The sequence below is a fragment of the Leisingera coralii genome (assembly GCF_049056525.1).
GTDB classification, from domain to species: domain Bacteria; phylum Pseudomonadota; class Alphaproteobacteria; order Rhodobacterales; family Rhodobacteraceae; genus Leisingera; species Leisingera coralii.
The window spans coordinates 1-23,521 of record NZ_JBHUPT010000025.1 but is presented as its reverse complement, the minus strand read 5'-3'; the positions used below and the strand labels follow the sequence as shown (position 1 = coordinate 23,521).

Annotated in this window: 21 protein-coding genes; 3 read left to right on the top strand and 18 right to left on the bottom strand. The window is 66.3% G+C overall.

Features of this window, described 5'->3' with window-relative positions; all coding sequences use genetic code 11:
* Nucleotides 1-18: 18 nt before the first annotated feature.
* The 9 genes from ftsA to ftsW form a co-directional block, all read right to left on the bottom strand.
* Complete coding sequence (gene ftsA / locus ACFMBG_RS10430) at nucleotides 19-1,353, bottom strand: cell division protein FtsA (protein ID WP_421054627.1); 1,335 nt, start codon at nucleotides 1,351-1,353, stop codon at nucleotides 19-21.
* A 1-nt stretch (nucleotide 1,354) separates the two neighbouring features.
* Nucleotides 1,355-2,248, bottom strand: a complete 894-nt coding sequence (locus ACFMBG_RS10425) for a cell division protein FtsQ/DivIB (RefSeq protein WP_421054626.1) — start codon at nucleotides 2,246-2,248, stop codon at nucleotides 1,355-1,357.
* Nucleotides 2,236-3,156, bottom strand: coding sequence for a D-alanine--D-alanine ligase (locus tag ACFMBG_RS10420; protein WP_421054625.1), 921 nt, complete (start codon nucleotides 3,154-3,156; stop codon nucleotides 2,236-2,238). Before ACFMBG_RS10420 ends, ACFMBG_RS10425 begins: the two co-directional genes overlap by 13 nt.
* 293 nt (nucleotides 3,157-3,449) lie before the next feature.
* Nucleotides 3,450-4,391 carry a UDP-N-acetylmuramate dehydrogenase gene (murB, locus tag ACFMBG_RS10415; protein WP_421054624.1) on the bottom strand — a complete coding sequence of 314 codons (942 nt, stop codon included), beginning with the start codon at nucleotides 4,389-4,391 and terminating at the stop codon, nucleotides 3,450-3,452.
* Entirely contained in the window at nucleotides 4,343-4,654 is a 312-nt protein-coding gene (locus tag ACFMBG_RS10410) for a hypothetical protein (RefSeq protein WP_421054623.1), read from the bottom strand. The genes murB and ACFMBG_RS10410 overlap by 49 nt, the downstream gene beginning before the upstream one ends.
* Before the next feature lie 120 nt (nucleotides 4,655-4,774).
* Complete coding sequence (locus tag ACFMBG_RS10405) at nucleotides 4,775-5,023, bottom strand: DUF2484 family protein (protein ID WP_421054622.1); 249 nt, start codon at nucleotides 5,021-5,023, stop codon at nucleotides 4,775-4,777.
* 101 nt (nucleotides 5,024-5,124) lie between these two features.
* On the bottom strand, nucleotides 5,125-6,522 hold the full coding sequence (gene murC / locus ACFMBG_RS10400; RefSeq protein ID WP_421054621.1) for a UDP-N-acetylmuramate--L-alanine ligase: 1,398 nt from the start codon (nucleotides 6,520-6,522) through the stop codon (nucleotides 5,125-5,127).
* Nucleotides 6,523-6,526: 4 nt separating this feature from the next.
* Nucleotides 6,527-7,618: a UDP-N-acetylglucosamine--N-acetylmuramyl-(pentapeptide) pyrophosphoryl-undecaprenol N-acetylglucosamine transferase gene (locus tag ACFMBG_RS10395; RefSeq protein WP_421054620.1), complete on the bottom strand. Its 1,092-nt coding sequence runs from the start codon at nucleotides 7,616-7,618 to the stop codon at nucleotides 6,527-6,529.
* A gap of 27 nt (nucleotides 7,619-7,645) precedes the next feature.
* On the bottom strand, nucleotides 7,646-8,812 hold the full coding sequence (ftsW, locus tag ACFMBG_RS10390) for a putative lipid II flippase FtsW (protein WP_421054619.1): 1,167 nt from the start codon (nucleotides 8,810-8,812) through the stop codon (nucleotides 7,646-7,648).
* A 235-nt stretch (nucleotides 8,813-9,047) separates the two neighbouring features.
* On the opposite strand from ftsW, the gene ACFMBG_RS10385 reads away from it, so the two are divergent.
* Nucleotides 9,048-10,229, top strand: coding sequence for a BaiN/RdsA family NAD(P)/FAD-dependent oxidoreductase (locus ACFMBG_RS10385; RefSeq protein ID WP_421054618.1), 1,182 nt, complete (start codon nucleotides 9,048-9,050; stop codon nucleotides 10,227-10,229).
* 51 nt (nucleotides 10,230-10,280) lie between these two features.
* Here ACFMBG_RS10385 and murD read toward each other — a convergent pair whose 3' ends face one another.
* Entirely contained in the window at nucleotides 10,281-11,678 is a 1,398-nt protein-coding gene (gene murD, locus ACFMBG_RS10380; protein WP_421054617.1) for a UDP-N-acetylmuramoyl-L-alanine--D-glutamate ligase, read from the bottom strand.
* A gap of 154 nt (nucleotides 11,679-11,832) precedes the next feature.
* Between murD and ACFMBG_RS10375 the strand changes: the two genes are divergently transcribed.
* A complete protein-coding gene (locus ACFMBG_RS10375) occupies nucleotides 11,833-12,735 on the top strand; it encodes a glutaminase (protein ID WP_421054636.1) in 903 nt (300 codons plus the stop codon).
* Nucleotides 12,736-13,089: 354 nt separating this feature from the next.
* Here ACFMBG_RS10375 and mraY read toward each other — a convergent pair whose 3' ends face one another.
* The 8 genes from mraY to ACFMBG_RS10335 all read right to left on the bottom strand — a co-directional run bounded on the left by mraY (nucleotide 13,090) and on the right by ACFMBG_RS10335 (nucleotide 22,650).
* A complete protein-coding gene (gene mraY / locus ACFMBG_RS10370; RefSeq protein ID WP_421054616.1) occupies nucleotides 13,090-14,172 on the bottom strand; it encodes a phospho-N-acetylmuramoyl-pentapeptide-transferase in 1,083 nt (360 codons plus the stop codon).
* A 22-nt stretch (nucleotides 14,173-14,194) separates the two neighbouring features.
* Nucleotides 14,195-15,595 (bottom strand): UDP-N-acetylmuramoyl-tripeptide--D-alanyl-D-alanine ligase, encoded by a 1,401-nt coding sequence (locus ACFMBG_RS10365; RefSeq protein ID WP_421054615.1) that lies wholly within the window; start codon nucleotides 15,593-15,595, stop codon nucleotides 14,195-14,197.
* A complete protein-coding gene (locus ACFMBG_RS10360) occupies nucleotides 15,592-17,079 on the bottom strand; it encodes a UDP-N-acetylmuramoyl-L-alanyl-D-glutamate--2,6-diaminopimelate ligase (RefSeq protein WP_421054614.1) in 1,488 nt (495 codons plus the stop codon). Before ACFMBG_RS10360 ends, ACFMBG_RS10365 begins: the two co-directional genes overlap by 4 nt.
* Nucleotides 17,080-17,096: 17 nt before the next feature.
* Nucleotides 17,097-18,881, bottom strand: a complete 1,785-nt coding sequence (locus tag ACFMBG_RS10355; RefSeq protein WP_421054613.1) for a peptidoglycan D,D-transpeptidase FtsI family protein — start codon at nucleotides 18,879-18,881, stop codon at nucleotides 17,097-17,099.
* Entirely contained in the window at nucleotides 18,878-19,231 is a 354-nt protein-coding gene (gene ftsL, locus ACFMBG_RS10350) for a cell division protein FtsL (protein ID WP_421054612.1), read from the bottom strand. Before ftsL ends, ACFMBG_RS10355 begins: the two co-directional genes overlap by 4 nt.
* Nucleotides 19,228-20,220, bottom strand: coding sequence for a 16S rRNA (cytosine(1402)-N(4))-methyltransferase RsmH (gene rsmH / locus ACFMBG_RS10345; protein WP_421054611.1), 993 nt, complete (start codon nucleotides 20,218-20,220; stop codon nucleotides 19,228-19,230). Before rsmH ends, ftsL begins: the two co-directional genes overlap by 4 nt.
* Before the next feature lie 3 nt (nucleotides 20,221-20,223).
* Entirely contained in the window at nucleotides 20,224-20,727 is a 504-nt protein-coding gene (gene mraZ / locus ACFMBG_RS10340) for a division/cell wall cluster transcriptional repressor MraZ (RefSeq protein WP_259956871.1), read from the bottom strand.
* Nucleotides 20,728-21,585: 858 nt separating this feature from the next.
* On the bottom strand, nucleotides 21,586-22,650 hold the full coding sequence (locus ACFMBG_RS10335; protein ID WP_421054610.1) for an Mrp/NBP35 family ATP-binding protein: 1,065 nt from the start codon (nucleotides 22,648-22,650) through the stop codon (nucleotides 21,586-21,588).
* Nucleotides 22,651-23,018: 368 nt separating this feature from the next.
* On the opposite strand from ACFMBG_RS10335, the gene ACFMBG_RS10330 reads away from it, so the two are divergent.
* Nucleotides 23,019-23,228 (top strand): DUF1127 domain-containing protein, encoded by a 210-nt coding sequence (locus ACFMBG_RS10330; RefSeq protein WP_421054609.1) that lies wholly within the window; start codon nucleotides 23,019-23,021, stop codon nucleotides 23,226-23,228.
* Nucleotides 23,229-23,521: the final 293 nt, after the last annotated feature.

The window sequence follows — 23,521 nt, the reverse complement described above, 5'->3', positions numbered from 1 at the left end:
GTTGAATTGAGTTCCGGCTTACCAGTTGTCGCGGAACCAGCGCACGGCGCGGCCCAGGGTGCCCGCCGGATGGCGGCTGGCGGGCATGTCGAAATCCCACCATTCGTCCTGCGGATGGGCCGCGAACAGGCACAGCCCCACGGCAGAGGCAAAGCCCGGCCCGGTCGCCGATTGCGGCAGGCCATGCACCCGCAGCGGGCGGCCCAGGCGCACCTGCTGGCCCAGGATGCGGCTCGCCAGCCCGTCCAGCCCCATGATCTGGCTGGAGCCGCCGGTCAGCACGATCTGCTGGCTGGACAGGTATTCGAACCCGGCCGCATCGAGCCGCGCCCGCACCTCTTCCAGGATCTCCTCGACCCGCGGCCGCATGATGCCGATCAGCTCAGCCCGGCTGACGGTGCGGCGGTCGTGCTCCCAGTCGCCGGTATCGCCGCCGATGTCGATCATGTCGCGGTCGTCGGCGCCGGTGGCATGGACGCCGCCGCAGAAGGTCTTGATCCGCTCGGCATTGGACAGCGGCACCCCCAGCCCCATCGAGATGTCGCTGGTGATGTGATCGCCGCCCAGCCGCACCGCGTCGGCATAGATCATGTGCTTCTTCATGAAGATCGAGATCGAGGTGGAGCCGCCGCCCATGTCGATGCAGGCCGCGCCCAGCTCCTGCTCATCCTCGACCAGCGCCGAGAAGCCGGAGACATAGGCCGACGACGCAATCCCCGCCAGCTCCAGGTCGCAGCGCTGGATGCAGCGCACCAGGTTCTGCACGGCGATGGCATCGACCGTCAGCATGTGCATGTCGACCGCCAGCGTCTGCCCCATCTGGCCGCGCGGATCGGCCAGGCCGGAGCGGTTGTCGAGCGCGAAGTTCACCGGCTGCGCGTGCAGCACCTCGCGGCCGGCGCCGTATTCCGGCACCTCGCAGGCAGCCAGCACCTGGGCGACCTCATGTTCCGACACCACCTGGCCTTCCAGGTCCAGCGCCGCGTCCAGCCCGTAGGAGCGCGGATTGGCGCCGGAGAAACAGGCGATCACGTGATCTACCCGCACCTCGGCCATCTTCTGCGCCGCCTGCACCGCGGTGCGGATGGCACGCTCGGTTTCCTGCATCGCGGTGATCTCGCCGAACTGCACCCCGCGCGACCGGGTGGTGGCGGCGCCGATCACCCGGAACCCGGACTGCCCGGCCAAAGCGCCGATGGAGCCGTCCTCGCTCAGTTTTCCGGTGCCGTCAAAGCGCAGCACCAGGCAGGCGATCTTGGAGCTGCCGACGTCCAGAATGGCCACCACGCCGCGCTGCATCGCCTGACGCCGCATCTGCCGCATTGCCCGCTGCGACTGATAGAGATCTGTCATGTTACTGCCCGCCCCCATTCAACTGCCGGATCCGCCACCAGTTTTCCACTGCGTTTTCGGACATCCGCACGGTGGGGCGCCCAGCCAGACGCATATCCACCGCTGCCACATCGCGTTCCAGCAAATCCTGAACTTCACTCACCGCCAGCACCCGCTCCAGCGCGCGCACCGGGTTTTCCGCCGGCAGCATGATGCGCTGCTTGCGGTCCAGAACAACGTCCCAGCGCCGCTCGCCCACCCGCACCAGGCCGCGCAGCCGGCTGCCCAGCGGTTTCGCCGCTGCAAACAGCCGCAGCGCCTGCGCCGCATGTTCGGCCGCGCCCTTGCCCGCGATCAGCGGCAAATCGGGATGCAGGCTGCGGCGGCCCAGCTCGGCCACGTGAATGCCGTTTTCATCCAGCAGCGCCAGCCCTTCGCGGCTGCGCCAGATCAGCGCCGGCTCGCGCTCCTCGACATCCACCTGCAGAACGCCGCCGGGGCGGATCCTGACGCTCGCGGTCTTCACCGGGTCCAGACCGGTGATCACGTCGCGGATCTGCTCCAGGTCCAGATCGAAGGAGCTGACCGGGAAATCCACCGGCACCACCTCGCGGATATCCTGGGCTACGCTGGTGCCTGCCCCGTCCACCGCCATCACCTTGACCATGAACTCGGGCCGTTCCTCGATCGCGGCGCGGGCGTCGTTGATCAGCCCCTGCAGCGCATCGCGGCGGCCCTCATCCGCCAGATAGGCGCTGCCGGCCGCGAGGACCAGGCAGAACGGCACCCCGAACCGCAGGCCAAAGCGAATGCCGGGCGTCAGCATCCAGCGCTGCAAACGGTATTTCAGCCGCGACGGCGCCGGATCGCAGCGCCCCTCCTCCGACTTGCGGAACCAGCCTCTCAGCGGTTGCATGAGGCATCCTCCACCATCCAGGCGCAGAGCTCGCCGAAGGTCATGCCGCAATGGGCGGCCTGCTCCGGCGCCAGCGAGGTCGGCGTCATGCCGGGCTGGGTGTTGGTCTCGAGCAGCACCAGGCCGCTGGCGCCGCGCGCCTCATCCCAGCGGAAATCGGTGCGGCTGACACCGCGGCAGCCCAGAGCATCATGCGCGGTCAGCGCGTATTCCAGGCACAGGTCGAAGATCTCCCGCGGCAGGTCGGCGGGCAGCACATGGCGCGATCCGCCCGGCTTGTACTTGGCGTCATAGTCATACCAGCCGTCGGTCAGGATGTCAGTCACCGTCAGCGCCTTGTCCCCAACCACGGTGGTGGTCAGCTCGCGCCCTGGCGCGTAGGTCTCAACCATCACCTCGGCCGGCATTTCCTCCGACAGCTGCGGCGGGCCGTTGGCGGCGTCATGCACGATATAGATGCCGACGCTGGAGCCCTCGTTGTTGGGCTTCACCACATAGGGCGGCGCCATCACATGGCCGGCGCTCACGTCACCCTTGGCAAACAGCCCGCTGTCCACCACCGGCAGCCCGGCAGAACGGTAGACCTCCTTGGAGCGCTGCTTGTCCATCGCCAGCGCCGAGGCCAGCACCCCGGAATGGGTATAGGGGATCTGCAGCCACTCCAGCACGCCCTGGACGCAGCCGTCCTCGCCCCAGCGCCCGTGCAGCGCGTTGAACGCCACGTCCGGCTGGATCTCCGCCAGACGCGCGTGCAGGTCCCGGCCTGCATCCACTTCGACAACCTCGAACCCCTCACCGCGCAGCGCCGCCGCGCATTCACGGCCGCTGGACAGCGATACCTCGCGTTCGGCTGACGGTCCGCCCATCAGCACCGCGACTTTCGGGAGTGCCCTGCTCGACTTGCTCACCACGAAGCGCCTCAATACATGCGGGGCTTTACTGCCCCTGTTTCTTGGGACCCGTTGCAGGCCCGCCTTATCATTTTGCGCCGGAGTGTTTCCGGCTGATTTTTGCGAGGCTGCACGCCCCAGAAACCGGCAGCGCCCTGCCGTCCTTGCGGCACCGTAACGCCCAAAATCTTACCGGCGTGTTAACAGTGCCTTTACCACGGTTAAGATTTCCGCTTCCCGGACCTGCTGCAGATCCTGCTACCGTTCAAGCTGCTGCCGCACAAACCTTTGCAGGCGCTCAAGAATTCCGGTTATTCGGGAAGCGGATCACCAATCCGCATGATTTCCCACTCTAGCGTGATGCCGGAATCCTCGTAAACCTTTTTCCGCACATCTTCGCCCAGCCCCTCCAGATCTGCGGCAGTTGCGCCACCGGTGTTGATCAGAAAGTTGGAGTGCTTCTCGCTCATCTGGGCGCCGCCGCGCCGGGCGCCGCGCATGCCGGCATTGTCGATCACCTTCCAGGCCTTGAGGTCATGCACGTCGTCGGCCCGCCCCGTCGAGGAGAACCCCGCAGGATTTCGGAAGGTGGAGCCGGCCGACCGGTCCTTGACCGGCTGGGTCTCATCCCGCTTCCGCAGCTGCGCCTCCATCCTTGCGTGCAGCTCCGCCGGGTCGCCCTTGGGGCCGCGCAGCTTGGCCGAGACCAGCACCGCGCCTTCGGGGAACGCAGTCTGGCGGTACTGGAAGCCCAGCTCATCGGCGGTGATCTCGCGGATCTCGCCCTGACGGGTCACGATGGTGGCCGAAACGAAGACATCCGCGGTATAGCTGCCGTAACAGCCCGCGTTCATCCGCACCGCGCCGCCGATCGAGCCGGGGATGGTGCGCAGGAAAGTGAGGTCAATGCCCGCATCCGCCGCTTTCTTTGCCACATGCGCATCCAGCGCTGCGGCGCCGGCGGTCACGGTACTGCCATCGGTCTCGATGCCATTGAAGCCGCGCCCCAGCCGGATCACCACCGCGCGCAAGCCGCCGTCGCGCACGATCAGGTTGGAGCCGACTCCCATCGGAAACACCTGCACCGCCGGATCCAGATGGCGCAGGAACTCCGCCAGATCCTCTGTATCCGCGGGCTGAAACAGGTGGTCCGCCGGGCCGCCCACCCGCAGCCAGGTCAGCTCCGCCAGCAGCTTCTGCCGGGTCAGCCGCCCGCGAGCCGCCGGTAGTATGATCTCAGAACGCGCCGCCATCGTTTTTTCTGTCCCAATTTCCAGCCCAAGAACGCGCACAGTCCGTAAACAAGATGGCCGTTGAAATAAAGGGACAACACGACCTTGCGGATGCCGTGTTCATGATTTTGCTCAAACAGGCTGACAGCCAGCCCAAGCAGGATGCCGGCCCAGAGCAGCGCCAGCCCCTTGGCCAGCCGGTGCCACCTGTAACGGGCAAGAAAATAGAAACCGATCAGCCAAACGGCGCCAAAGGCCAGCCAGATTGCAGAAACAGCGCCCATGAGCAGCCTCCACCGCCGGCAAACACATGCCGGCACTCAACCAGGAACGAAAGTTACTCGCTCATAAGCAGAGTTGCTCTGGAAATATTTCGTTAACAGCGCCCGCCCCTGGCACTTATTTCACCGGCCCAGCGACCGCCGGATATAGCGGCCCAGGTAAATGACCGGCCAGCGCAGCACCGACATTGCCGCCAGCAGCACCACCAGCCCCCACCAGGGGCCGTTTTCCCAGGTCACATAGCCCAGCAGCGGCACCCCCAGCGCAATCAGCACATAGGCCCGGGTCCAGTGATTGTCCCGGCTGGGAAACATCGCCAGGATATTGGCGGCCAGCGCCCAGACGGCGGCAAGGGTCAGCGACAGCGTCATGTTTGCTCCTTCAGCTCGCCAGCTTCTTCTGGCCGGAAATATCCCGGGGGGAGCCGCCACAGGCGGCGGGGGGGCAGAGCCCCCTTCTGCAGCCGCATGCCTCAGCGTTCCAGCCGCGCGGGCAGGCCGTTGGCCCAGGTGCTGATGGTACCCGCGCCCAGGCAGACCACCATGTCGCCGGGCCGCGTCTGCTCGCGCACCAGCCGCTCCAGGTCTTCCTCGCTCAGGATGGCGCGGGCATGGCGGTGGCCGTGGCGGATCAGGCCCGCGACCAGGTCATCCCGGCTGGCGCCCTCGATCGGGTCCTCGCCCGCGGCAAAGACTTCGGCAATGGCCACCACGTCGGCTTCGTTGAAGCAGGCGCAGAAATCATCGAACAGATTCGACAGGCGCGAATACCGGTGCGGCTGGTGCACCGCGATCACCCGGCCCTCGCAGGCCTGGCGCGCCGCCTTCAGCACTGCCGCGATCTCCACCGGGTGGTGGCCGTAGTCGTCGATGATGGTGACGCCGTTCACTTCGCCCACCTTGGTGAAGCGCCGGTTCACACCGCCGAAGGCCGCCAGCGCCTCGCGGATTTCGGTGCTGTTCATGCCCAGGTGCCGCGCCACCGCGACGGCAGACAGCGCGTTGGAGACGTTGTGGTCCCCCGGCATCGGCAGGGTGCAGCCCTCGATCACCCGGTCCTCGGTCTTCAGGTGCACGTCGAAATGCGCCACCCCGCCCTTGTAGGTCAGGTTCACCGCCTGCACATCGGCCTGCGCGTTGAAGCCATAGGTCACCACCCGGCGGTCGGAGATCCGGCCCACCAGCGCCTGCACCTCGGGATGGTCGGTGCAGCAGACCGCGATGCCGTAGAACGGGATGTTGGAAACAAACTCCAAAAAGCCGTCGCGCAAGCGGTCGAAGTCGCCCCAGTGCTCCATGTGCTCGGGGTCGATGTTGGTGACAACGGCAATGGTTGCGGGCAGCCGGTTGAAGGAACCATCGCTCTCATCCGCTTCGACCACCATCCACTCGCCCTGCCCCATCCGCGCGTTGGAGCCGTAGGCGTGAATGATGCCGCCGTTGATGATGGTCGGGTCAAAGCCGCCCGCCACCATCAGCTCCGCCATCATCGTGGTGGTGGTGGTCTTGCCGTGGGTGCCGGCAATGGCGACGTTGGACTTCAGCCGCATCAGTTCCGCCAGCATATCGGCCCGGCGCACCACCGGCAGGCCGCGCAGGCGCGCCTCGTCCAGCTCCGCATTGCCCGGCTTGATCGCCGAGGAGATCACAACAACCGCGGCTTCCTCCAGGTTCTCCGCCCTCTGGCCCACGAAAATGCGCGCGCCCAGCTCTTCCAGCCGCTGGGTGATCTTGGAGGATTTCAGGTCCGACCCCTGCACCATGTAGCCCAGGTTCAACAGCACCTCGGCAATGCCCGACATGCCGATGCCCCCGATACCGACAAAGTGGATCGGGCCGACGTCACCGGGCAGTTTGGTTGCTGGGTTCATACTCTCATCCTTCCTCGGCCAGTTGTTCCACCAGTGCCACCAAACGCTCGGTGGCATCGGGAACTCCGGCGCCTAGTGCAGCAGACGCCATCTGCGTGGCGGCCTGCGGGTTACTCAGAATTGCGCCCATATGCTCCGCCAGCACCGGGATATCAAGGGCGCTTTCCGGGATCATCACGGCGGCATTGGCGTCAACCAGCCCGCGGGCGTTGGCGGTCTGGTGGTCGCCTGCGGCGGCGGCAAAGGGGATCAGGATCGAGGGCCGCCCGATGATCGAGATATCGGCGACCGAGGACGCGCCGGAGCGCGAGATCACCAGCTGCGCCTCCGACATGCGCGCGGGCACGTCGGTGAAAAAGGTCTGCACATCGGCGTTTATGCCGTGTTCGGCGTAAAAGGCGCTGACCCGGTCCAGGTCCTCAGACCGGGCCTGATGCGACACCCGCAGATGCTGGCGGATGCTCTCCGGCAGCGCAGCCACCGCGGCGGGCACCACATCGCTGAGGATCCGCGCGCCCTGGCTGCCGCCCATCACCAGGAGCGACATCGGGTAATCGCCCGGCGGGATATAGCCGGCGCCCGCGCGCTCCATCACCGCGCCGCGCACCGGGTTGCCCACATGCTCATGCGGCACACCGTCGGGCAGCGTGGTCGGCCAGGTGCCGCAGGCCACGCCTGCCACGCGGGTGGCAAAGATCTGGTTCACCCGGCCCAGCACGCCGTTCTGCTCATGGATCATCCGCGGCAGCTTCAGCAGCGTCGCCGCCCCCAGCGCCGGGATCGACGGGTAGCCGCCAAAGCCGATCACCGCGTCGGGCCGGTCGCGCCGCATCTGCATCGCCATCGACAACACGCCGCCCGCAATCTTCGGCCCCACCAGCGCCTTGGCCAGCAGCCCGCCGCGGGCAAAGGTGGCAGAGGACACCTGCGAAATTTCCGCTGCACTCGGAAACGCTGCGGTGTAGCGCGCGCCGCGCGCGTCGGTCGACAGCTTCACCCGCCAGCCGCGCGCCAGCATCGCCTCGGCCAGCGCCTGTGCAGGAAACATATGGCCGCCGGTTCCGCCGGCAGCCATCAAGAGCAGTTTCTGTGCCATCCCAGGTGGTCTCTTTTCCAAATCTCGTCAGCGGCCGCGGCCGTTCAGGTAGTCGGCAATCCCGCCCTGCGGGCGCGTCCGGGTAAAGGCCAGCAGCATACCCACCGCGATCCCGGTGGCAATCAGCGAGGATCCGCCGTAGCTGACAAACGGCAGGGTCATGCCCTTGGCGGGCAGCAGCCGCACCGCAACACCCATGTTGATCATCGCCTGCACCCCGAACATGCACACCAGGCCGGTGCCTGCCAGGCGGATGAAGGTATCGCGCTCGCGCATCAGCCGGAACAGCGAGCGCACCACGATGGAGGCGTAAAGCACGATCAGCACCGCCACCAGCACCAGCCCGTATTCCTCCGCCGCGACGGCGACGATGAAATCGGTATGGGCATCGGGCAGCGACCATTTCACCTGGCCTTCGCCAACGCCGACCCCGAACAGCCCGCCCTCGCGGATCGCGTTGGTGGCATAGCCCAGCTGGGTGGTGGGATCGACATCCGGGTTCAAAAAGCCGTCGATGCGGCGGGCAAAGTGCTCCGAGCTGTTATAGGCAAAGACACCGCCCATCACGACCACGGCGGCCATGCACACAAGCAGCAGCATCGGCGCGCCGGCCACGAAATACATCACGCCCCAGCCGAACAGGATCAGGCTTGCCTGGCCGAAATCCGGCTGCAGAACCAGCATCATCACCACCATCATGCACAGGGCGAAGGACATCAGCGTGCCCGGCGGGCCGTTGATCTGCTGGCTGGCGGCAATCATCCAGGCGGCGACGACGATGAACCCCGGCTTCAGGAATTCCGACGGCTGCAGGGAGGCAAAACCAAGCGAGTACCAGCGCACCGCGCCCTTGCCGAAATCGGTGCCGAAAATGGGCAGGAATGCCAGCGCGACAAAGGCCACGGCAAAGCCGATCACCGCAAGCCGCCGCACCAGCACCGGCGACATCACCGAGGTCATCAGCATCGCGATCAGCGCGGTCACTCCGAATACCGCCTGCCGCTGCACATAGTGGAAATTACCGAAGCCGTTCCGCTCCGCCAGCGGCACCGAGGCGGCGAGCCCCAGCAGCAGCCCGATCACGAACAGCATCAGGATGCAGGACATCGTCCATTTATCCAGCGTCCGCCACCATTTCGGAAGGATCGGCTCGCCTGCCCGCACAGGAACCGCGCCATAGACCATCTCAGTCATGGGAATACCGCCACTATTTGCCTCGTTCCGCCCCGTTTTTCGGGGTCTCATCCAAACTGTAACGAATCGTGAAGCATGGCGCCAGAAAAAGAACGCCTTTCGGCGGAATCCCACCGCCCCGGCGCGTGCCCGTCTTGACAGGCAGGAAGCTGCCCGGCCGCTGGCGGCAATCCGCAAATGGCTGCCGCCCGGCATCCCCCTTGCGCCGGCGCCGGTTCCGTGGTCGATGCCCGCCATGCAGATAAACACCCTGATTCTCGGCGCCGGCGCGGCCGGCATGATGTGCGCGCGCTATTCCGGCGGCAGCACCCTGGTGATCGACCACGCCAAGGCGCCGGGCGAGAAGATCCGCATCTCCGGCGGCGGCCGCTGCAACTTCACCAACATGTATGCGGAGGCGAAGAACTACCTCTCCGCCAACCCGCATTTCTGCAAGTCCGCACTCGCCCGCTACACCCAATGGGACTTCATCGAGCTGGTCAGCCGCCACGGCATCGCGTGGCACGAAAAAACCCTGGGCCAGCTGTTCTGCGACGGGTCCTCCAAGCAGATCATCACCCTGCTGGTGGAGGAGATGCAGCAGGCCGGGGCAGAGCTCTGGCTGCAGACCTCTGTCGAAGCCGCGGAGCAGACCGCAGACGGCTACCGCGTCACACTGCTGCGCGAGGGCAAAGCCCAGACCGTCAGCTGCCGCAACCTGGTGCTGGCCACCGGCGGCAAGTCGATCCCCAAGATGGGCGCCACCGGCCTCGCCTATGACCTCGCCCGCCAGTTCGGGCTGGAGCTGACCGAGACCCGCGCAGGCTTGGTGCCCTTCACCTTCCCGGACGGGCGTTTCAAGCCGCTGGCCGGCGTCTCCCTGCCCGCGCGGCTGTCCAACGGCCGCATTTCCTTCGACGAGGCGCTTTTGTTCACCCACCGCGGCCTTTCCGGCCCGTCGGTGCTGCAGCTCTCGTCCTACTGGCGCGAGGGCGAGGAGATCACCGCGAACCTGATCCCGGACACGCCGCTGTTTGACCTTTTGCGCGACCAGCGCCAGGCCGAAGGCCGCCGCGACTTCACCACCGAACTGTCCCGCCACCTGCCCGCGAAACTGGTGGAGTTCCTCGCCCCCCAGCTGGGCCTCAAGGGCCGCCTCGCCGACCAGTCCGACACCGCGCTGACAACCCTCTGCGAAGCCCTGCAAAACTGGCGCCTGCTGCCCTCCGGCACCGAAGGCTACCGCACCGCCGAAGTCACCCTGGGCGGCATCGATACCGACGGCCTCTCCTCCAAGACCATGGAGGCAAAAAACGCCCCCGGTCTCTATGCCATCGGCGAGGCAGTGGATGTGACCGGCTGGCTCGGCGGCTACAACTTCCAATGGGCCTGGTCATCGGGCTATGCCGCCGGCACCGCCATCGCCGCCAAGGGCTGAGCCTTTAGGTTTTCCGCTTAGGTGGGCCTGAAGCCCCCTTGCGCCGTCCCATCACCCCAGCCGCTTATTCACTTCCGCCGTGAAATCATCGCCGCGCTGCTCGAAGTTGTCGTACTGGTCGAAACTCGCCGCGGCCGGCGCCAGCAGCACGGTGTCGCCTTCCTGCGCGTCCGCAATGGCCCGCTCCACCGCCGCCGCCATGGTGCTGCAAACCTCGGCCTCCACATCCAGCTGCAGGGCAAAAGCCGCCGCCTCGCGCCCTATCACATAGGCCTTGGCCACGTTGCCGGTCTGCCCCTTCAAGCCGTCCAGACCGCCGTCCTTTTCCAGCCCGCCGCAGATCCAGCGGATGTTCCTGAAGGCGCTCAACGCCTTCACCGCGCTGTCCACATTGGTTGCCTTGCTGTCATTCACGTAACGCACCCCGCCCGCTTCGGCGATGGTCTGGCTGCGGTGCGGCAGGCCGGGATAGCTTGCCAGCCCCGCCTCGATCACCCGGGGCGCCAGCCCCAGCGTCCGCGCTGCCGCATAGGCCGCGCAGGCGTTCTGGTGGTTGTGCGCCCCCGGCAGGCCCATCATCCCGCGCAGGTCGATGGAGGCCGCCTGCCGCCCCTTGCGGTACTCGCTCAGGAACCCCTTGCGGGCAAAGACCTGCCAGCCCGGCCCGGTCAGCTTGCGCGCCGCCGAGATGCGGATCACCCGGTCGTCGCCCGCGCCTTCGGACAATTGACCGGCCAGGAACAGCCCCTCGTCCTCGTCGACGCCGATCACCGCCCGGTCCGGCCCGCCTTCGGCAAACAGCCGCCGCTTGGCGGCGAAATAGCCGCCCATGCCGCCGTGGCGGTCCAGGTGATCGGGCGACAGGTTGGTGAAGACCGCCACATCCGGGGTCAGCGCGCGCGCCAGTTCGGTCTGATAGCTCGACAGCTCCAGCACCACCACGCCGCCCTCGCCCGGCGGGTCGATGTCCAGCACGCCGCGGCCGATGTTGCCGGCCAGCTGGCTGTCGCGGCCCGCCTCCTGCAGGATGTGGTGCAGCAGCGCCACCGTGGTCGACTTGCCGTTGGAACCGGTCACCGCCACCACCCGCGGCGGCTGGTCATACATCTGCCATTCAGCCTCGGCGAAGGAGCGGAAGAACAGGCCAATGTCATTGTCCACCGGCACCCCGGCCTCCATCGCCGCACGGATCACCGGGTTCGGCTTGGGATACAGATGCGGAATGCCGGGCGAAGTGATCAGCGCCGCCACGTCGTCAAAGGCGCCGGATTTGTGCAGGTCGCGGCAGGCAAAGCCTTCGGCCTCCGCCGCCTCGCGCGCTGCCGGGTTGTCGTCCCAGCACAGGGCCTCTGCCCCGCCGGCCCGCAACGCCCGCGCGGTGGCCAGGCCGGACCGCCCCAGCCCCAGAACCGCCAGTTTCGCGCCCTCATATCCTTTGACCGGGATCATCGCCTGCACTCCCTCGAAATTGGTGCTGAAACCGCTACCCGATCCATCCAGGCTTTGCCAGTGCAGTCAGCAAGGGCCGTCAGATTGACAAGCCCTGGCCCATGCCCGAAATTCCCTGCCAGGAAACAGGAGGACGCGGCGCGTGGCACCGGATATGCAAAGCTTGCTCGACCGGATCAGCGCAGACATGCACAGCCGCACCGACCGCGGCGCAGTCGCCAGCTATATCCCCGAACTCGGCCAGGTGGACCCGGACCAGTTCGCCATTGCAGTGGCCACCGCCGATGGCAAGCTGTTTCACGCGGGCGATGCGCAAACCCGGTTCTCCGCGCAGAGCATCACCAAGGTCTTCACCCTCGCCATCGCGCTCGGGCGCTCCGGCGACCAGCTGTGGCAGCGGGTCGGACGCGAGCCCTCGGGCACCGCCTTCAATTCCATCGTCCAGCTCGAGCATGAGCGAGGCCGCCCCCGCAACCCCTTCGTCAACGCCGGCGCCATCGTCACCACCGATGAGCTGCTGGCGGGCCGGGAGCCGAAGGAGGCGCTGGCGGAAATCCTTGGTTTCATCCGTGCAGCGGCCGGCGATGAGGACATCCACATCAACAAGGCGGTCGCCAGCTCGGAAACCCGCCACGGCCACCGAAACTTTGCTCATGCCAATTTCCTGGCCTCCTTCGGCAACCTCAAGAACACGCCAGAGAAGACGCTGGGCACCTATTTCCACCAATGCGCCACCGAGATGACCACGGTGCAGCTGGCGAAAGCGGGACGCTTCCTGATCGGCGCGGACAAGGGGCCAAGCCTGGTGTCGCAAGGCCGGGTCCGGCGGCTGAACGCCTTGATGCTGACCTGCGGCCATTACGACGGATCGGGCGAGTTTGCCTACCGCGTCGGCCTGCCCGCCAAGAGCGGTGTCGGCGGCGGCATCCTGGCGATTGTGCCGGGCAAGGCCAGCGTTGCGGTGTGGTCGCCCGGACTGGATCACAACGGCAATTCCAAGCTGGGCACCGAAGCGATGGAGCGGCTGGCCCGGGAGATGGACTGGTCGGTGTTCTGAGGCCGCACAGTCCCCGTTGCCTAACCAGCGCACGCCGCGCTCACCGGGTGTTCACTGCGCTCCGCTACAGTCCTCCCCGTCATGACAAAAGACCAGGAGACCGGCCCCCAAAGACCACCTCTTCATTGGGTGCAGGGCGGGTCCGCACAGGCCGATAGACGGACATGGCCCCGTGGCAAGGGCCATCCGATGCTCCGCCCCCTTGGCGGCGCCGCCTTCCTCTAAAAGACAAACCGCCCGAAGCAGCAGCCCCGAACGGTTCCAGAGATCAGAGAGGTCAAACCGCCCCGCCAATGACACGGCGCGGCGGCCAGAAGGCGTAGGGTGGGCGATTCCGCCCACCACCCACTGCCTTTACCGCACCTTCAGCGTTGCCAGCCCGATCATCGCCAGGATCAGCGAGATGATCCAGAAGCGGATCACGATGGTCGGCTCCGCCCAGCCCTTCTTCTCGTAGTGGTGATGGATCGGCGCCATCAGGAACACCCGCCGCCCGGTGCGCTTGAAGTAGAGCACCTGAATGATCACCGACAGCGCCTCAACCACGAACAGGCCGCCGACAATCGCCAGCACCAGCTCGTGCTTGGTGGCCACCGCGATGGCCCCCAGCGCACCGCCCAGTGCCAGCGATCCAGTGTCGCCCATGAACACCGCCGCCGGCGGCGCGTTGTACCACAGGAAGCCGAGGCCCGCGCCGAACAGCGCCGCGGTGAAGATCAGGATCTCGCCGGTGCCGGGCACGTAGTGCACGTCAAGGTATTCGGTAAAGTCGACGCGGCCCACCGCATAGGCAATCACGCCCAGGGTTCCGGCCGCAATCATCGACGGCATGATCGCCAGCCCGTCCAGACCATCGGTCAGGTTCACCGCATTGGCGGCGCCGACGATCACGCAGATCGAAAACGGCACGTAGAAGATCCCGAGATTGATCAGCGTGTCCTTGAACACCGGCAGCGCCAGCTGGTGCTGCAGCGGCTCCGGGTGGTAGGCGGCGGCCCACAACGACGCGGTCACCGCGATCAGCACGCCCAGCAGCAGCCGCACCTTGCCCGGCACCCCCTTGGTGTTCTGCTTGGAGACCTTGGCGTAATCGTCGGCAAAGCCGATCAGCCCGTAGGACATGGTCACGAAAAGAACCAGCCAGACAAAGGGGTTATCCCAGCGCGCCCACATCAGCGTCGCGGTCAGCAGCGCGCCCACGATCAGCAGGCCGCCCATGGTCGGGGTGCCCGCCTTGGAGAAATGCCCCTCCGGCCCGTCGTCGCGGATCGGCTGGCCCTTGCCCTGCCGCTTGCGCAGCACATTGATCAGCGGCTTGCCGAACAGGAAGCCGAAGATCAGCGCGGTCAAGAAGGCGCCGCCTGCGCGGAATGTGATGTAGCGGAACAGGTTGTAAAAATCCCCCCCGTCCGACAAAGCGGTCAGCCAATAGAGCATCCTGGCCCTTCCCTCGTTCTTCTTACGCGTTTTCTGATTGGGGGCCGGAGTGACCCATTTCGCGGATGCCGTCAACGATCTTGGCCAGCGCCATGCTCAAAGAGCCCTTTGCCAGCACGATATCGCCGCCTTGGATTTCACCTGGCAGCCCGGGCACGGCTTCGGCGCTGGTCTGATACCAGCCGCCGCGCTTGCCCTCTGGCAGCGCGTCGTGCAGCGCCTGCATCAGCGGGCCGATGCAGTGGATCCTGTCGATGCCCCGTACGGCGTCCAGCTCCGCCAGCCCGGCGTGCAGTTCCACTTCCTGCGGGCCAAGCTCCTTCATGTCGCCGACATAGGCAATCCGGCGCCCCGCGCCCGGAGTCGCCGCCAGCACTGCCAGCGCCGCCGCCATCGAGGTCGGGTTGGCGTTGTAGCTGTCGTCCAGCAGGGTGATGGCGCCGCTGTCCAGCCGGATGGTTTCGCGCACGCCGCGGCCCTTGACCGGCGACCACAGGGCGAGGCTTTCAGCTGCTTTGACCGGGTCGGCCCCCAGCGCCTCGACACAAGCCAGCGCGCCGAGTGCGTTCATAGCGAAATGGGCGCCAAGCGATTGAATATGCAGCTCAACTTCACGGCCGTTAGCGGTGGCGCGGGCAACGGTCTCCTCGCCCTCGATCCCGGCGGAGTGCAGAGTGTAGTCCGCGGCGCTCTCTCCGAACCAGCGGGCCGATGCGCCCAGCTCCGCGGCCACATCCCGCAGCACGTGGGCCTCGGCGATATCGGCGTTCAGCACCGCCACGCCGCCCGGTTCCAGCCCTTCCATGATCGCGGCTTTTTCGCGGGCGATGCCCTCGACGTTTTCAAACGCTTCCAGATGCACCGCGGCCACGGTGGTCACCATCGCCACATGCGGGCGCGCCTGTTTTGCAAGCGGCGCAATCTCGCCCGGGTGGTTCATGCCAATCTCGATCACCGCAAATTCAGTGTCACGCGGCATCCGCGCCAGCGTCAGCGGCACGCCCCAGTGGTTGTTGTAGCTGGCCACCGCCGCATGGGTGCGGCCCTGATCCGACAGCATCCGCGCCAGCATTTCCTTGGTCGAGGTCTTACCGACAGAGCCGGTGACGGCCACGACCTTGGCCTGCGTCCGCGCCCGCGACGCCTGGCCCAAGGCCTCCAACCCCGCCTGCACGTCATCGACGATCAGCAGCGGCGCATCGGCCGGAACGCCTTCGGGAATGCGGGAGACCAGCGCCGCACCGGCGCCCTTCTCCAGCGCCTGCGCCACGAAGTCATGACCGTCGCGGGCGGCCTTCAGGGCCACGAACATGTCGCCCCGCTCAATGGTGCGGGTGTCGATGGAAAGGCCGGAGACGGCCCAATCGCCCTGCGCCTGCCCGCCGGTGGCGGCGGCGGCCTCGCTTGCGGTCCAAAGGGTCATGCGATCCTCCCATCAAGCGCGGCCACGGCAATGCTGGCCTGCTCCACATCGTCAAAGGGCAGCACCGTGTCGCCCACGGTCTGGCCGGTCTCATGGCCCTTGCCGCAGACAATCAGCGCATCGCCAGCCTGCAGCATGTCCGCGCCGCGCAGGATCGCCTCGGCGCGGTCGCCGATCTCGATACAGTCCGGCGCGCCGCCCTTCACTGCGGCGCGGATCACCGCCGGGTCCTCGCTGCGGGGGTTGTCGTCGGTGACGATCACCACATCGGCGTTCTCATGCGCCGCCTGCCCCATCAAGGGCCGCTTGGTGGTGTCGCGGTCGCCGCCCGCGCCGACGATGGCAATCAGCCGGCCGAGCACATGCGGGCGCAGCGCCTTGATGGCGCTGGCAACGGCATCAGGGGTATGGGCGTAATCGACAAACACCGCCGAGCCGTTGTCCCGCTCCGCCGCCAGCTGCATCCGGCCGCGCACGGTGGTCAGGTGCGGCAGGGTCTCGAACACCCGCTCCGGATCCTCGCCGCCGGCAATCACCAGCCCGCAGGCGAGCAGCACGTTCTCCGCCTGGAAACCGCCAATCAAGTTCAGCCGCACCTGGTACGGCTTGTCATGCCAAGCAAAGCGCATGTCCTGGCCGGTGCCGTCATAGCGCAGGCCCAACAGGCTGAGGTCGCCCAGGCCGCGGCCGACGCTGATCACCTCCTGTCCGCGGGCGGCGGCAACCGCGCGCATCTCGGCGCCGCGGGGGTCGTTCATGTTGATGACGGCAACGCCCTCGTCTGGCAGCACCCGGCGGAACAGGCCCGCCTTGGCGGCGAAATAGGCCTCAAACGTTTCGTGATAGTCCAGGTGGTCCTGGGTGAAATTGGTGAAACCGGCGGCCGCCAGCTGCACCCCGTCCAGGCGCCGCTGGTCGAGCCCGTGCGAGGAGGCCTCCATCGCCGCATGGGTGACGCCTGCCGCGGCGGCCTCAGCCAGCGCGCGGTGCAGAGTGATCGGTTCCGGCGTGGTATGGGCCAGCGGATAGCTCCAGGCGCCTTCGATGCCGGTGGTGCCCATGTTGACGGCCTGGTGGCCGAGCTCCATCCAGATCTGGCGCACGAAGGTCGCGACCGAGGTCTTGCCGTTGGTGCCGGTCACCGCCACCACGGTCTGCGGCTGGCTGCCGAACCACAGGGCGGCAGCATAGGCCAGCGTCTGGCGCGGGTCCTCGACGACGATCAAAGCAGCGTGGCTGTCCTCCAGCACCTTGGCGGCGATCTCTGCCCCGGCGGCATCTGTCAGGATGGCTGAGGCGCCCTTCTCCAGCGCGCCGGGGATGAATTTGGCGCCATGCACCTTGCTGCCCGGCAGGGCTGCGAAAAGATACCCCTCGCGCACCTCGCGGCTGTCCACCGCCAGGCCGCTGATCTGCGGATCGGCGCCGCCGCGGGCGGTCAGCCCCAATTGGCTCAGAGGCTGGTCTGGTCTGCTGCTGCTCATGGCGGCCCTCACCTGTTTCAGTTCGAGGTGAGGGTTATACCAGTCACCTCCGCGGGTTCAACTTGCGGACGCAGCCCCAGCAGGGGGGCAACGCGCCCGATCATTTCAGCCGCCACCGGGGTGGCTGTCCAGCCCGCGGTGCGGCGCTCCTCGCCGTGGGCGATGATGGAGGGTTCGTCGAGCGTGACGATCAGCACGTATTTCGGGTCATGTGCCGGGAAAATAGAGGCAAAAGTGGCGATCACCTTGTCGTCATAGTAGCCGCCGCGGGGCTTGGGCTTGTCGGCGGTGCCGGTCTTGCCGCCCACCTGGTAGCCCTCGACCTCGGCAAAAGATGCGGTGCCCTCGGAGACCACCTTGCGCAACATCTTGCGCGCGGCGTCGGCGGAGGCCTCGCTCATCACCCGTTGGCCCAGCTGCGGGCCGTTCTGCTTCAGAATCGTCGGCGCCACGTAGCGGCCGCCATTGGCCACCGCGGCATAGCCGGCCGCCAGATGCATCGGCGTGGTGGAAATGCCGTGGCCGTAGGAAATGGTCATCGCCGACAGCTCCGACCAGTTGGCCGGCAGGAGGGGTTTTCCGCCTGCTGCTTCGGAGATTTCAAACGGGGTCGGGTCCAGCATGCCCATCGTCTGGAGGAAGCTCTTCTGCCGCTCCACCCCGATCTGCTGCGCCAGCCGCGCGGTGCCGATGTTGGAGGATTTGACGATGATCTTGGTCACCGACATCTCGTTGCCGTAGTTGCGGAAATCGCGGATCGCAAAACGGCCCCAGCGCAGCGGCCCGCGGGTGTCGATCACGGTGTCGGAGTTGACGAGGCCCAGATCCATCGCCTGCGCGGCGGTGAAGATCTTGAAGGTGGAGCCAAGCTCATAGACCCCCTGCACCGCGCGGTTGAACAGCGGACTGTCGGAGGGATCAAAGCCGGAGGTCGGCGGGCGCGGCCGGTCGTTGGGGTCGAAATCCGGGAAGGAGACCACCGAGATCACCTCGCCGGTGTGGGCGTCCATCAGGATCGAAGTCGCGCCCTTGGCGTTCATCAGCTTCATGCCGCCATAGAGCACCTGCTCCGCCGCCGCCTGCACCGTCAGGTCCAGCGACAGCTGCAGCGGCTTGCCGCCGTTGGCCGGGTCGCGCAGGTAGTCGTCGAACTGGCGCTCGACACCGGCGACGCCGATCACCTCAGCCGCGTTCACGCCCTCCTTGCCAAAGCCTGCACCGCCCAGCACATGCGCGGCCAGGCTGCCGTTCGGATACAGCCGCATCTCGCGCGGGCCGAACATCAGGCCGGGATCGCCGATGTCATGCACCGCCTGCAGCTGCTCGGGGCTGATTTTCTTCTTCACCCACAGGAACTTGCGCTTGCCGGTGAAATCCTTGATCAGCCGCTCGCGGTCCAGGTCGGGGAAGATCTCCACCAGCTTTTCCGCGGCGCCGATGGGGTCGATCATCTGCGGCGGCTGGGCATAAAGCGAATGGGTTTCGAAATTGGTGGCCAGCAGGCGGCCGTTGCGGTCAACGATGTCGGCGCGCTGCATGGCGATGGCGCTGCCGGGCACGCTGGCCACCGGCTCGGCCGGCTCGGAGACCGCCGTCATCGCCATGCGGGCAATGATTGCCCCGAAGGCGCAGACAAAGAACAGGCCCAGCACCAGCAGCCGCCCCTCGGCGCGCTGGCGGGCCTGCACCTGCATCTCCTGATGGCGCAGGCTGATGTTTTCGCGTTCGATCGCATCCGGGTTTTCGCCGGTCGCGCGGGCATGAAGGATGCGGGCCAGAGGGCGGAGCGGCGTGCGGATCATGGCTGGCTGCTCCCTGCGTTCAGGCCCGTGACTTCGACCTCGTTGGTGATCTCCAGCTCCGGCGGCGCCGGGTAGGAGACCTCATCCACCCGCCCGAACTGGTCGGGGCGCAGCGGCAGGAGGCCGAGGCGGTCGAAATTGATGTCCGCCAGATCGCGCAGCCGCTGCGGGCGGTTGAGATAGGCCCATTCGGCACGCAGGACACTGAGCCGGACCTGCGCCGCGCCGATCTGCTGCTGCAGCACCCGGGTTTCCTTCAGCACCTGCTGGGTAGCGTAGTTTTCGCGGTAGGCCCAAAAGGCAAGGCCAAAGACAGCCAGACAAGTTGCGGCATACAGCAAGGTCTTCATTTACGCGCCTCTTTCAGCTGCGGCATTCCAAGGTCCTTGGCCGAGATCGGCCCCGGTGCGGCATCGGTGCGGCGCCCGACCCGCAGGCGGGCGGAACGGGCACGGGGGTTTTCGGCCAGCTCCTGCTCGTCCGGCCCCACCGCCTTGCGGGTGACCAGCTCGAACTGGGCGGGGGCTTCCTCCTGCTCCGGCGCATAGCGGTTGGCGCGGCCGGTCTTGCCCGCGCGGTGCTGGAAGAAGCGTTTGACCATGCGGTCCTCGACCGAGTGGAAGGTGACGACGGCCAGCAGCCCGCCGGGCTTCAGCGCCCGTTCCGCGGCCAGCAGCCCCTCGAACAGCTCGTCATATTCGGCGTTCACCGCGATGCGCAAAGCCTGGAAGCTGCGGGTCGCCGGGTGCGACTGGCCGGGCTTGGCGCGCGGCAGGCAGCTCTCGATGATGCTCGCGAGGCGCAGGGTGGTGGTGATCGGCTCGATCTCGCGCTCCCGGACAATCGCCTTGGCGATGCGGCGGCTGGCGCGCTCCTCGCCGTAGTGGAACAGGATATCGGCGATCTGCGCCTCGGTGAGTTCCGCGATCAGGTCGGCGGCGGAGGGGCCGGACTGCGACATCCGCATGTCCAGCGGGCCGTCCTTCATGAAGGAAAAGCCGCGTTCGGCCAGGTCCAGCTGCATGGAGGAGACGCCGAGGTCCAGCACCACCCCGTCGAGGTCCTGGGCATATTCATCCATGCGGGAGAACACGCCCTGCTGCAGGATCAGGCGGTCGCCGTACTCCCCTGCCCAGGGCTTTGCCAGTTCAAAGGCCAGCGGGTCGCGGTCAACGCCGATCACCTGCTCCGCCCCGGCCTCCAGCAGGCCGCGGGTATAGCCGCCGGCGCCGAAGGTGCCATCCAGCCAGCGGCCGGTAACAGGGGCAACCGCCTGCAAGAGCGGACGCAGAAGAACGGGAATGTGGGGACCATTGGCAGCTTTCTGGTCCTGGGTCATGTCTCAAGCGCTCCCGGCGCCATCTAGGAATTCCATCGGATCGAAGTCGTCGGGCAGCTCTTCCATCCATTTCTCGGCCTGGGCCAGTTCCTCGGCCTCATAGGTTTCCGGCTTCCAGATCTGGAAGGTGTCGCCCGCGGCGATGAAAAAGGCCTCGGCCTCCAGATCAATCTTCTGGCGCAGCTTGGCGGGCAGCACCAGGCGGCCGGTCTCATCCACGTTGGTCGGGAAGGACTGGCCGTGGAACATCCGCTGCAGCATCTTGCGCTGCATCGAGCCGCGCGGCAGCTGGTCGATCTTGGCGTCGACCTCTTCGATCGCCTCGATAGTATAGCATTCCAGGAAATTGCGGCGATGGTCGCCGTAGACGATCACCAGTTCGGGGTTCTGGCCCGGCTGCCAGTTCGGGTCGGCGGCCTCCAGCACACGGCGAAAGGAGGCGGGGATTGACACCCGCCCCTTGCTGTCCACCTTGTGGTGGCTTTCGCCTCTGAACCTGCGGCCCAATTTCCCGTCCTTTTCGCGCGTCCCTCGCGTTAATCCGTCCCCCAGAAAGAAAAGGGGCGGGTTGATCTGCTGCCACTGATCAACCCGCCGCCTTGGCCCGCTTTGCGGGATGTCCGACTGCGCGCGCCACCTGGGGGGATGTCTGCTCGCCCGCGCGCCGGATCTCTTGGTTCGATGAAAGCGAAGGCCTGTATGAAACCTGCTTGTTTTGTTTTGTGGTTTGGGGTCGTTTGGCGCCCCGTCCCTCGTCTCATCTGATGAACTAGGGATACTATGGGAATTGATGGCCCTGCAACTGTTTTCTGCGGGAAACCGCTGAGGGCGTGGCGATGAATGCAGAGATTCGCAAGAGATTCGTGGCCACATCAGGGCAAAATTCAGAACTTGTTGTGCGCAAATCGACCGCAAACACTAGATATAGAGGTGAGTTGCGGAGGCAATTTTTTTCCCATAGTTTCCCGCGATTCCGCCGGGAGACTCGCGGATTTTACCGATGTTCTCACTACGTTCGCAAACCACCCCTTTTCACAGCGCCGGAAATTCCCTTGATTGGCGTTTCAGCACGGGGTGATTCGCGCTGGCAAGAGGGGTTGGGCAGAAAATCGGGCCATGATTTCCCATAACGCCCATGAATTCCCGCCGGCCCCGTGATTTCCCGGCTGTCCCATGCTTTCCCAGCCATCCCATGCGATCCCGTGCCGGGCGGCCGGTCCCATCCAGTCCCAATCCAGGCAGACGATCCCATCCGTGCCCATTTGCGGGCCGCAAACAGCAGCAGGCCCGCCACAGGGGCGGGCCATCCGGTGCACGGTGCCACTATATATAGAGAAAGTGTGCGGCCCGCGGGGCGTTAGGCCATTAGGCCATGCCGCCCCTGACCAGCCCTTCGGCGATCCGGGCATAGGCCTGGGCCATTGCCCCCTCGCCCGCAGCCACTGGCGTGCCGCCGTCGCCGGCCAGCCGGGTTTCCAGGTCGATCGGCAGCGCGCCCAGCAGCGGCAGGCCCAGCGTTTCGGCTTCGGCCGCGACGCCGCCATGGCCGAAGATGTGATGCTCGCCGCCGCAATCCGGACAGGTGAAGAAGGACATGTTCTCGATCAGCCCCAGCACCGGGGTCTTCAGCGTCTTGAACATGTCCATCGCCTTGCGCGCATCCAGCAGCGCCACATCCTGCGGGGTGGAGACGACGATGGCACCCGAAACTTCCGCCTTGGTGCAGAGCGTCAGCTGCACGTCGCCGGTGCCGGGCGGCAGGTCGACGATCAGCACATCCAGCTCGCCCCAGTTCACCTGCCCCAGCATCTGCTGCAGCGCCCCCATCAGCATCGGGCCGCGCCAGACCACCGCCTTGCCCTCCTCCAGCATGAAGCCGATCGACATCAGGGTGACGCCATGGGCGTGCAGCGGTTCGATGGTCTTGCCGTCGGGGCTGGCGGGCCGGCCCTTGGCGCCCATCATGCGGGGCTGGGAGGGGCCGTAGATATCGGCATCCAGCAGCCCCACCTTGCGGCCCTGTTTGGCCAGCGCCACGGCGAGGTTGGAGGCGACGGTGGATTTGCCCACCCCGCCCTTGCCGGAGGCAATCGCCAGGATGCGCTGGACGCCTGCCGGCTTCAGCGGCTCCGCCTGCGGTTTCGGGTGGCCGCCGACCTTGAGGCTGGGGGCGGGCTGCTGCGGGGTATGGGCGGTCAGTGCAATGGAGACGCTCTCCACCCCCTCCAGAGACAGCACGGCGGCCTCGGCGGCCTTGCACAGGGGGTCCATCAGCTTGGCGATCTCGGGGCTCGGCGCCTCGATCACGAAGCTGACCTTGCTGCCCTCGATGCGCAGCGCCCGCAGCATGTCCCGCGACACCAGGGTGCCGCCGTCCGGCAGGGCCAGCCGCTCCAAAACTGCATGAATCTGATCCTGGGTGACCGGCATCTCTGCTCTCCTGCGTGTTATCCGGCACATATATATGCGGCGGCGGCAGAGCTTGAAACCCGCCAGGCCCGATTACCGCATGCGGGTCGCGGAGCGGCGGATGCGCCGCCAGCCAAACCGCCTGTCAACAGGCCGCGCAGCCGGCCATGCGCAGACCGCGGCACGGTGCCTGGAAATTATACAGATGCGTAAGCGGCTGCCGAAAATATTGTCATATTCCAGTTACATACCCATACGTCACCCATGCAAATGCTGCATAGCAGCAATGACGAAGCACGGGATTGCGCCCCGGCAGCAGATCCTTAAATTGTCATTCAAGAAATGCCACAGCGGCACACGACGGTACGGTTAGACGAAGGAACAGAACGATGGCAGCAGCACAACAGATCTCCGCGGTGAACATTGCATCCCCGGTTGGCTTCCTGGATGCCCTGCTGGTCAAGTTCGTCCGCTACCGCCTGTACCGCAAGACCGTCAGCGAGCTGTCGGAGCTGTCGGCCCGCGACCTGGCCGACCTGGGCCTGAACAGGTCCGAAATCAAGCGCGTCGCCTACCAGGCCGCTTACGAGAATAACTGATAGAGATCAGGCTCTTCCTCCTCCTCCCTTGAAGAGCCTGTCTTTGGCGGCGGCATCCTCCTCCTCCCTGATGCCGCCGCACCCTATACCGGTGACAAGCCGGGTTTGAATCACCGGGATCTCCTCCTCCCTGTTTCCCGGTGTTTGACAGAACGGCGGTGCCCCTCCTCCTCCCTGGGCGCCGCCGTTTCTTGTTTTCCGGACAACTGAACAGAGCCCTTCCGCGGACAAGCGGCTGCAGCCAGGCAAAAGCCCGGCCAATGTCAGGCTTGTGTCAGAGGAAGGGGGTGGCG

Excerpts from the sequence above, each read along its gene's own strand:
- ACFMBG_RS10410 (WP_421054623.1), bottom strand. The coding sequence starts at position 4,654 with ATGGGCGCTGTTTCTGCAATCTGGCTGGCCTTTGGCGCCGTTTGGCTG.
- ACFMBG_RS10365 (WP_421054615.1), bottom strand. The coding sequence starts at position 15,595 with ATGACCCTTTGGACCGCAAGCGAGGCCGCCGCCGCCACCGGCGGGCAG.
- ACFMBG_RS10330 (WP_421054609.1), top strand. The coding sequence starts at position 23,019 with ATGGCAGCAGCACAACAGATCTCCGCGGTGAACATTGCATCCCCGGTT.
- ACFMBG_RS10360 (WP_421054614.1), bottom strand. The coding sequence starts at position 17,079 with ATGAGCAGCAGCAGACCAGACCAGCCTCTGAGCCAATTGGGGCTGACC.
- ACFMBG_RS10335 (WP_421054610.1), bottom strand. The coding sequence starts at position 22,650 with ATGCCGGTCACCCAGGATCAGATTCATGCAGTTTTGGAGCGGCTGGCC.
- ACFMBG_RS10405 (WP_421054622.1), bottom strand. The coding sequence starts at position 5,023 with ATGACGCTGTCGCTGACCCTTGCCGCCGTCTGGGCGCTGGCCGCCAAT.
- ACFMBG_RS10375 (WP_421054636.1), top strand. The coding sequence starts at position 11,833 with ATGCAAAGCTTGCTCGACCGGATCAGCGCAGACATGCACAGCCGCACC.
- ftsA (WP_421054627.1), bottom strand. The coding sequence starts at position 1,353 with ATGACAGATCTCTATCAGTCGCAGCGGGCAATGCGGCAGATGCGGCGT.
- murB (WP_421054624.1), bottom strand. The coding sequence starts at position 4,391 with ATGGCGGCGCGTTCTGAGATCATACTACCGGCGGCTCGCGGGCGGCTG.
- murD (WP_421054617.1), bottom strand. The coding sequence starts at position 11,678 with ATGATCCCGGTCAAAGGATATGAGGGCGCGAAACTGGCGGTTCTGGGG.
- ftsL (WP_421054612.1), bottom strand. The coding sequence starts at position 19,231 with ATGAAGACCTTGCTGTATGCCGCAACTTGTCTGGCTGTCTTTGGCCTT.
- ACFMBG_RS10355 (WP_421054613.1), bottom strand. The coding sequence starts at position 18,881 with ATGATCCGCACGCCGCTCCGCCCTCTGGCCCGCATCCTTCATGCCCGC.
- ACFMBG_RS10385 (WP_421054618.1), top strand. The coding sequence starts at position 9,048 with ATGCAGATAAACACCCTGATTCTCGGCGCCGGCGCGGCCGGCATGATG.
- ACFMBG_RS10395 (WP_421054620.1), bottom strand. The coding sequence starts at position 7,618 with ATGGCACAGAAACTGCTCTTGATGGCTGCCGGCGGAACCGGCGGCCAT.
- murC (WP_421054621.1), bottom strand. The coding sequence starts at position 6,522 with ATGAACCCAGCAACCAAACTGCCCGGTGACGTCGGCCCGATCCACTTT.
- rsmH (WP_421054611.1), bottom strand. The coding sequence starts at position 20,220 with ATGACCCAGGACCAGAAAGCTGCCAATGGTCCCCACATTCCCGTTCTT.
- ACFMBG_RS10425 (WP_421054626.1), bottom strand. The coding sequence starts at position 2,248 with ATGCAACCGCTGAGAGGCTGGTTCCGCAAGTCGGAGGAGGGGCGCTGC.
- mraY (WP_421054616.1), bottom strand. The coding sequence starts at position 14,172 with ATGCTCTATTGGCTGACCGCTTTGTCGGACGGGGGGGATTTTTACAAC.
- ftsW (WP_421054619.1), bottom strand. The coding sequence starts at position 8,812 with ATGACTGAGATGGTCTATGGCGCGGTTCCTGTGCGGGCAGGCGAGCCG.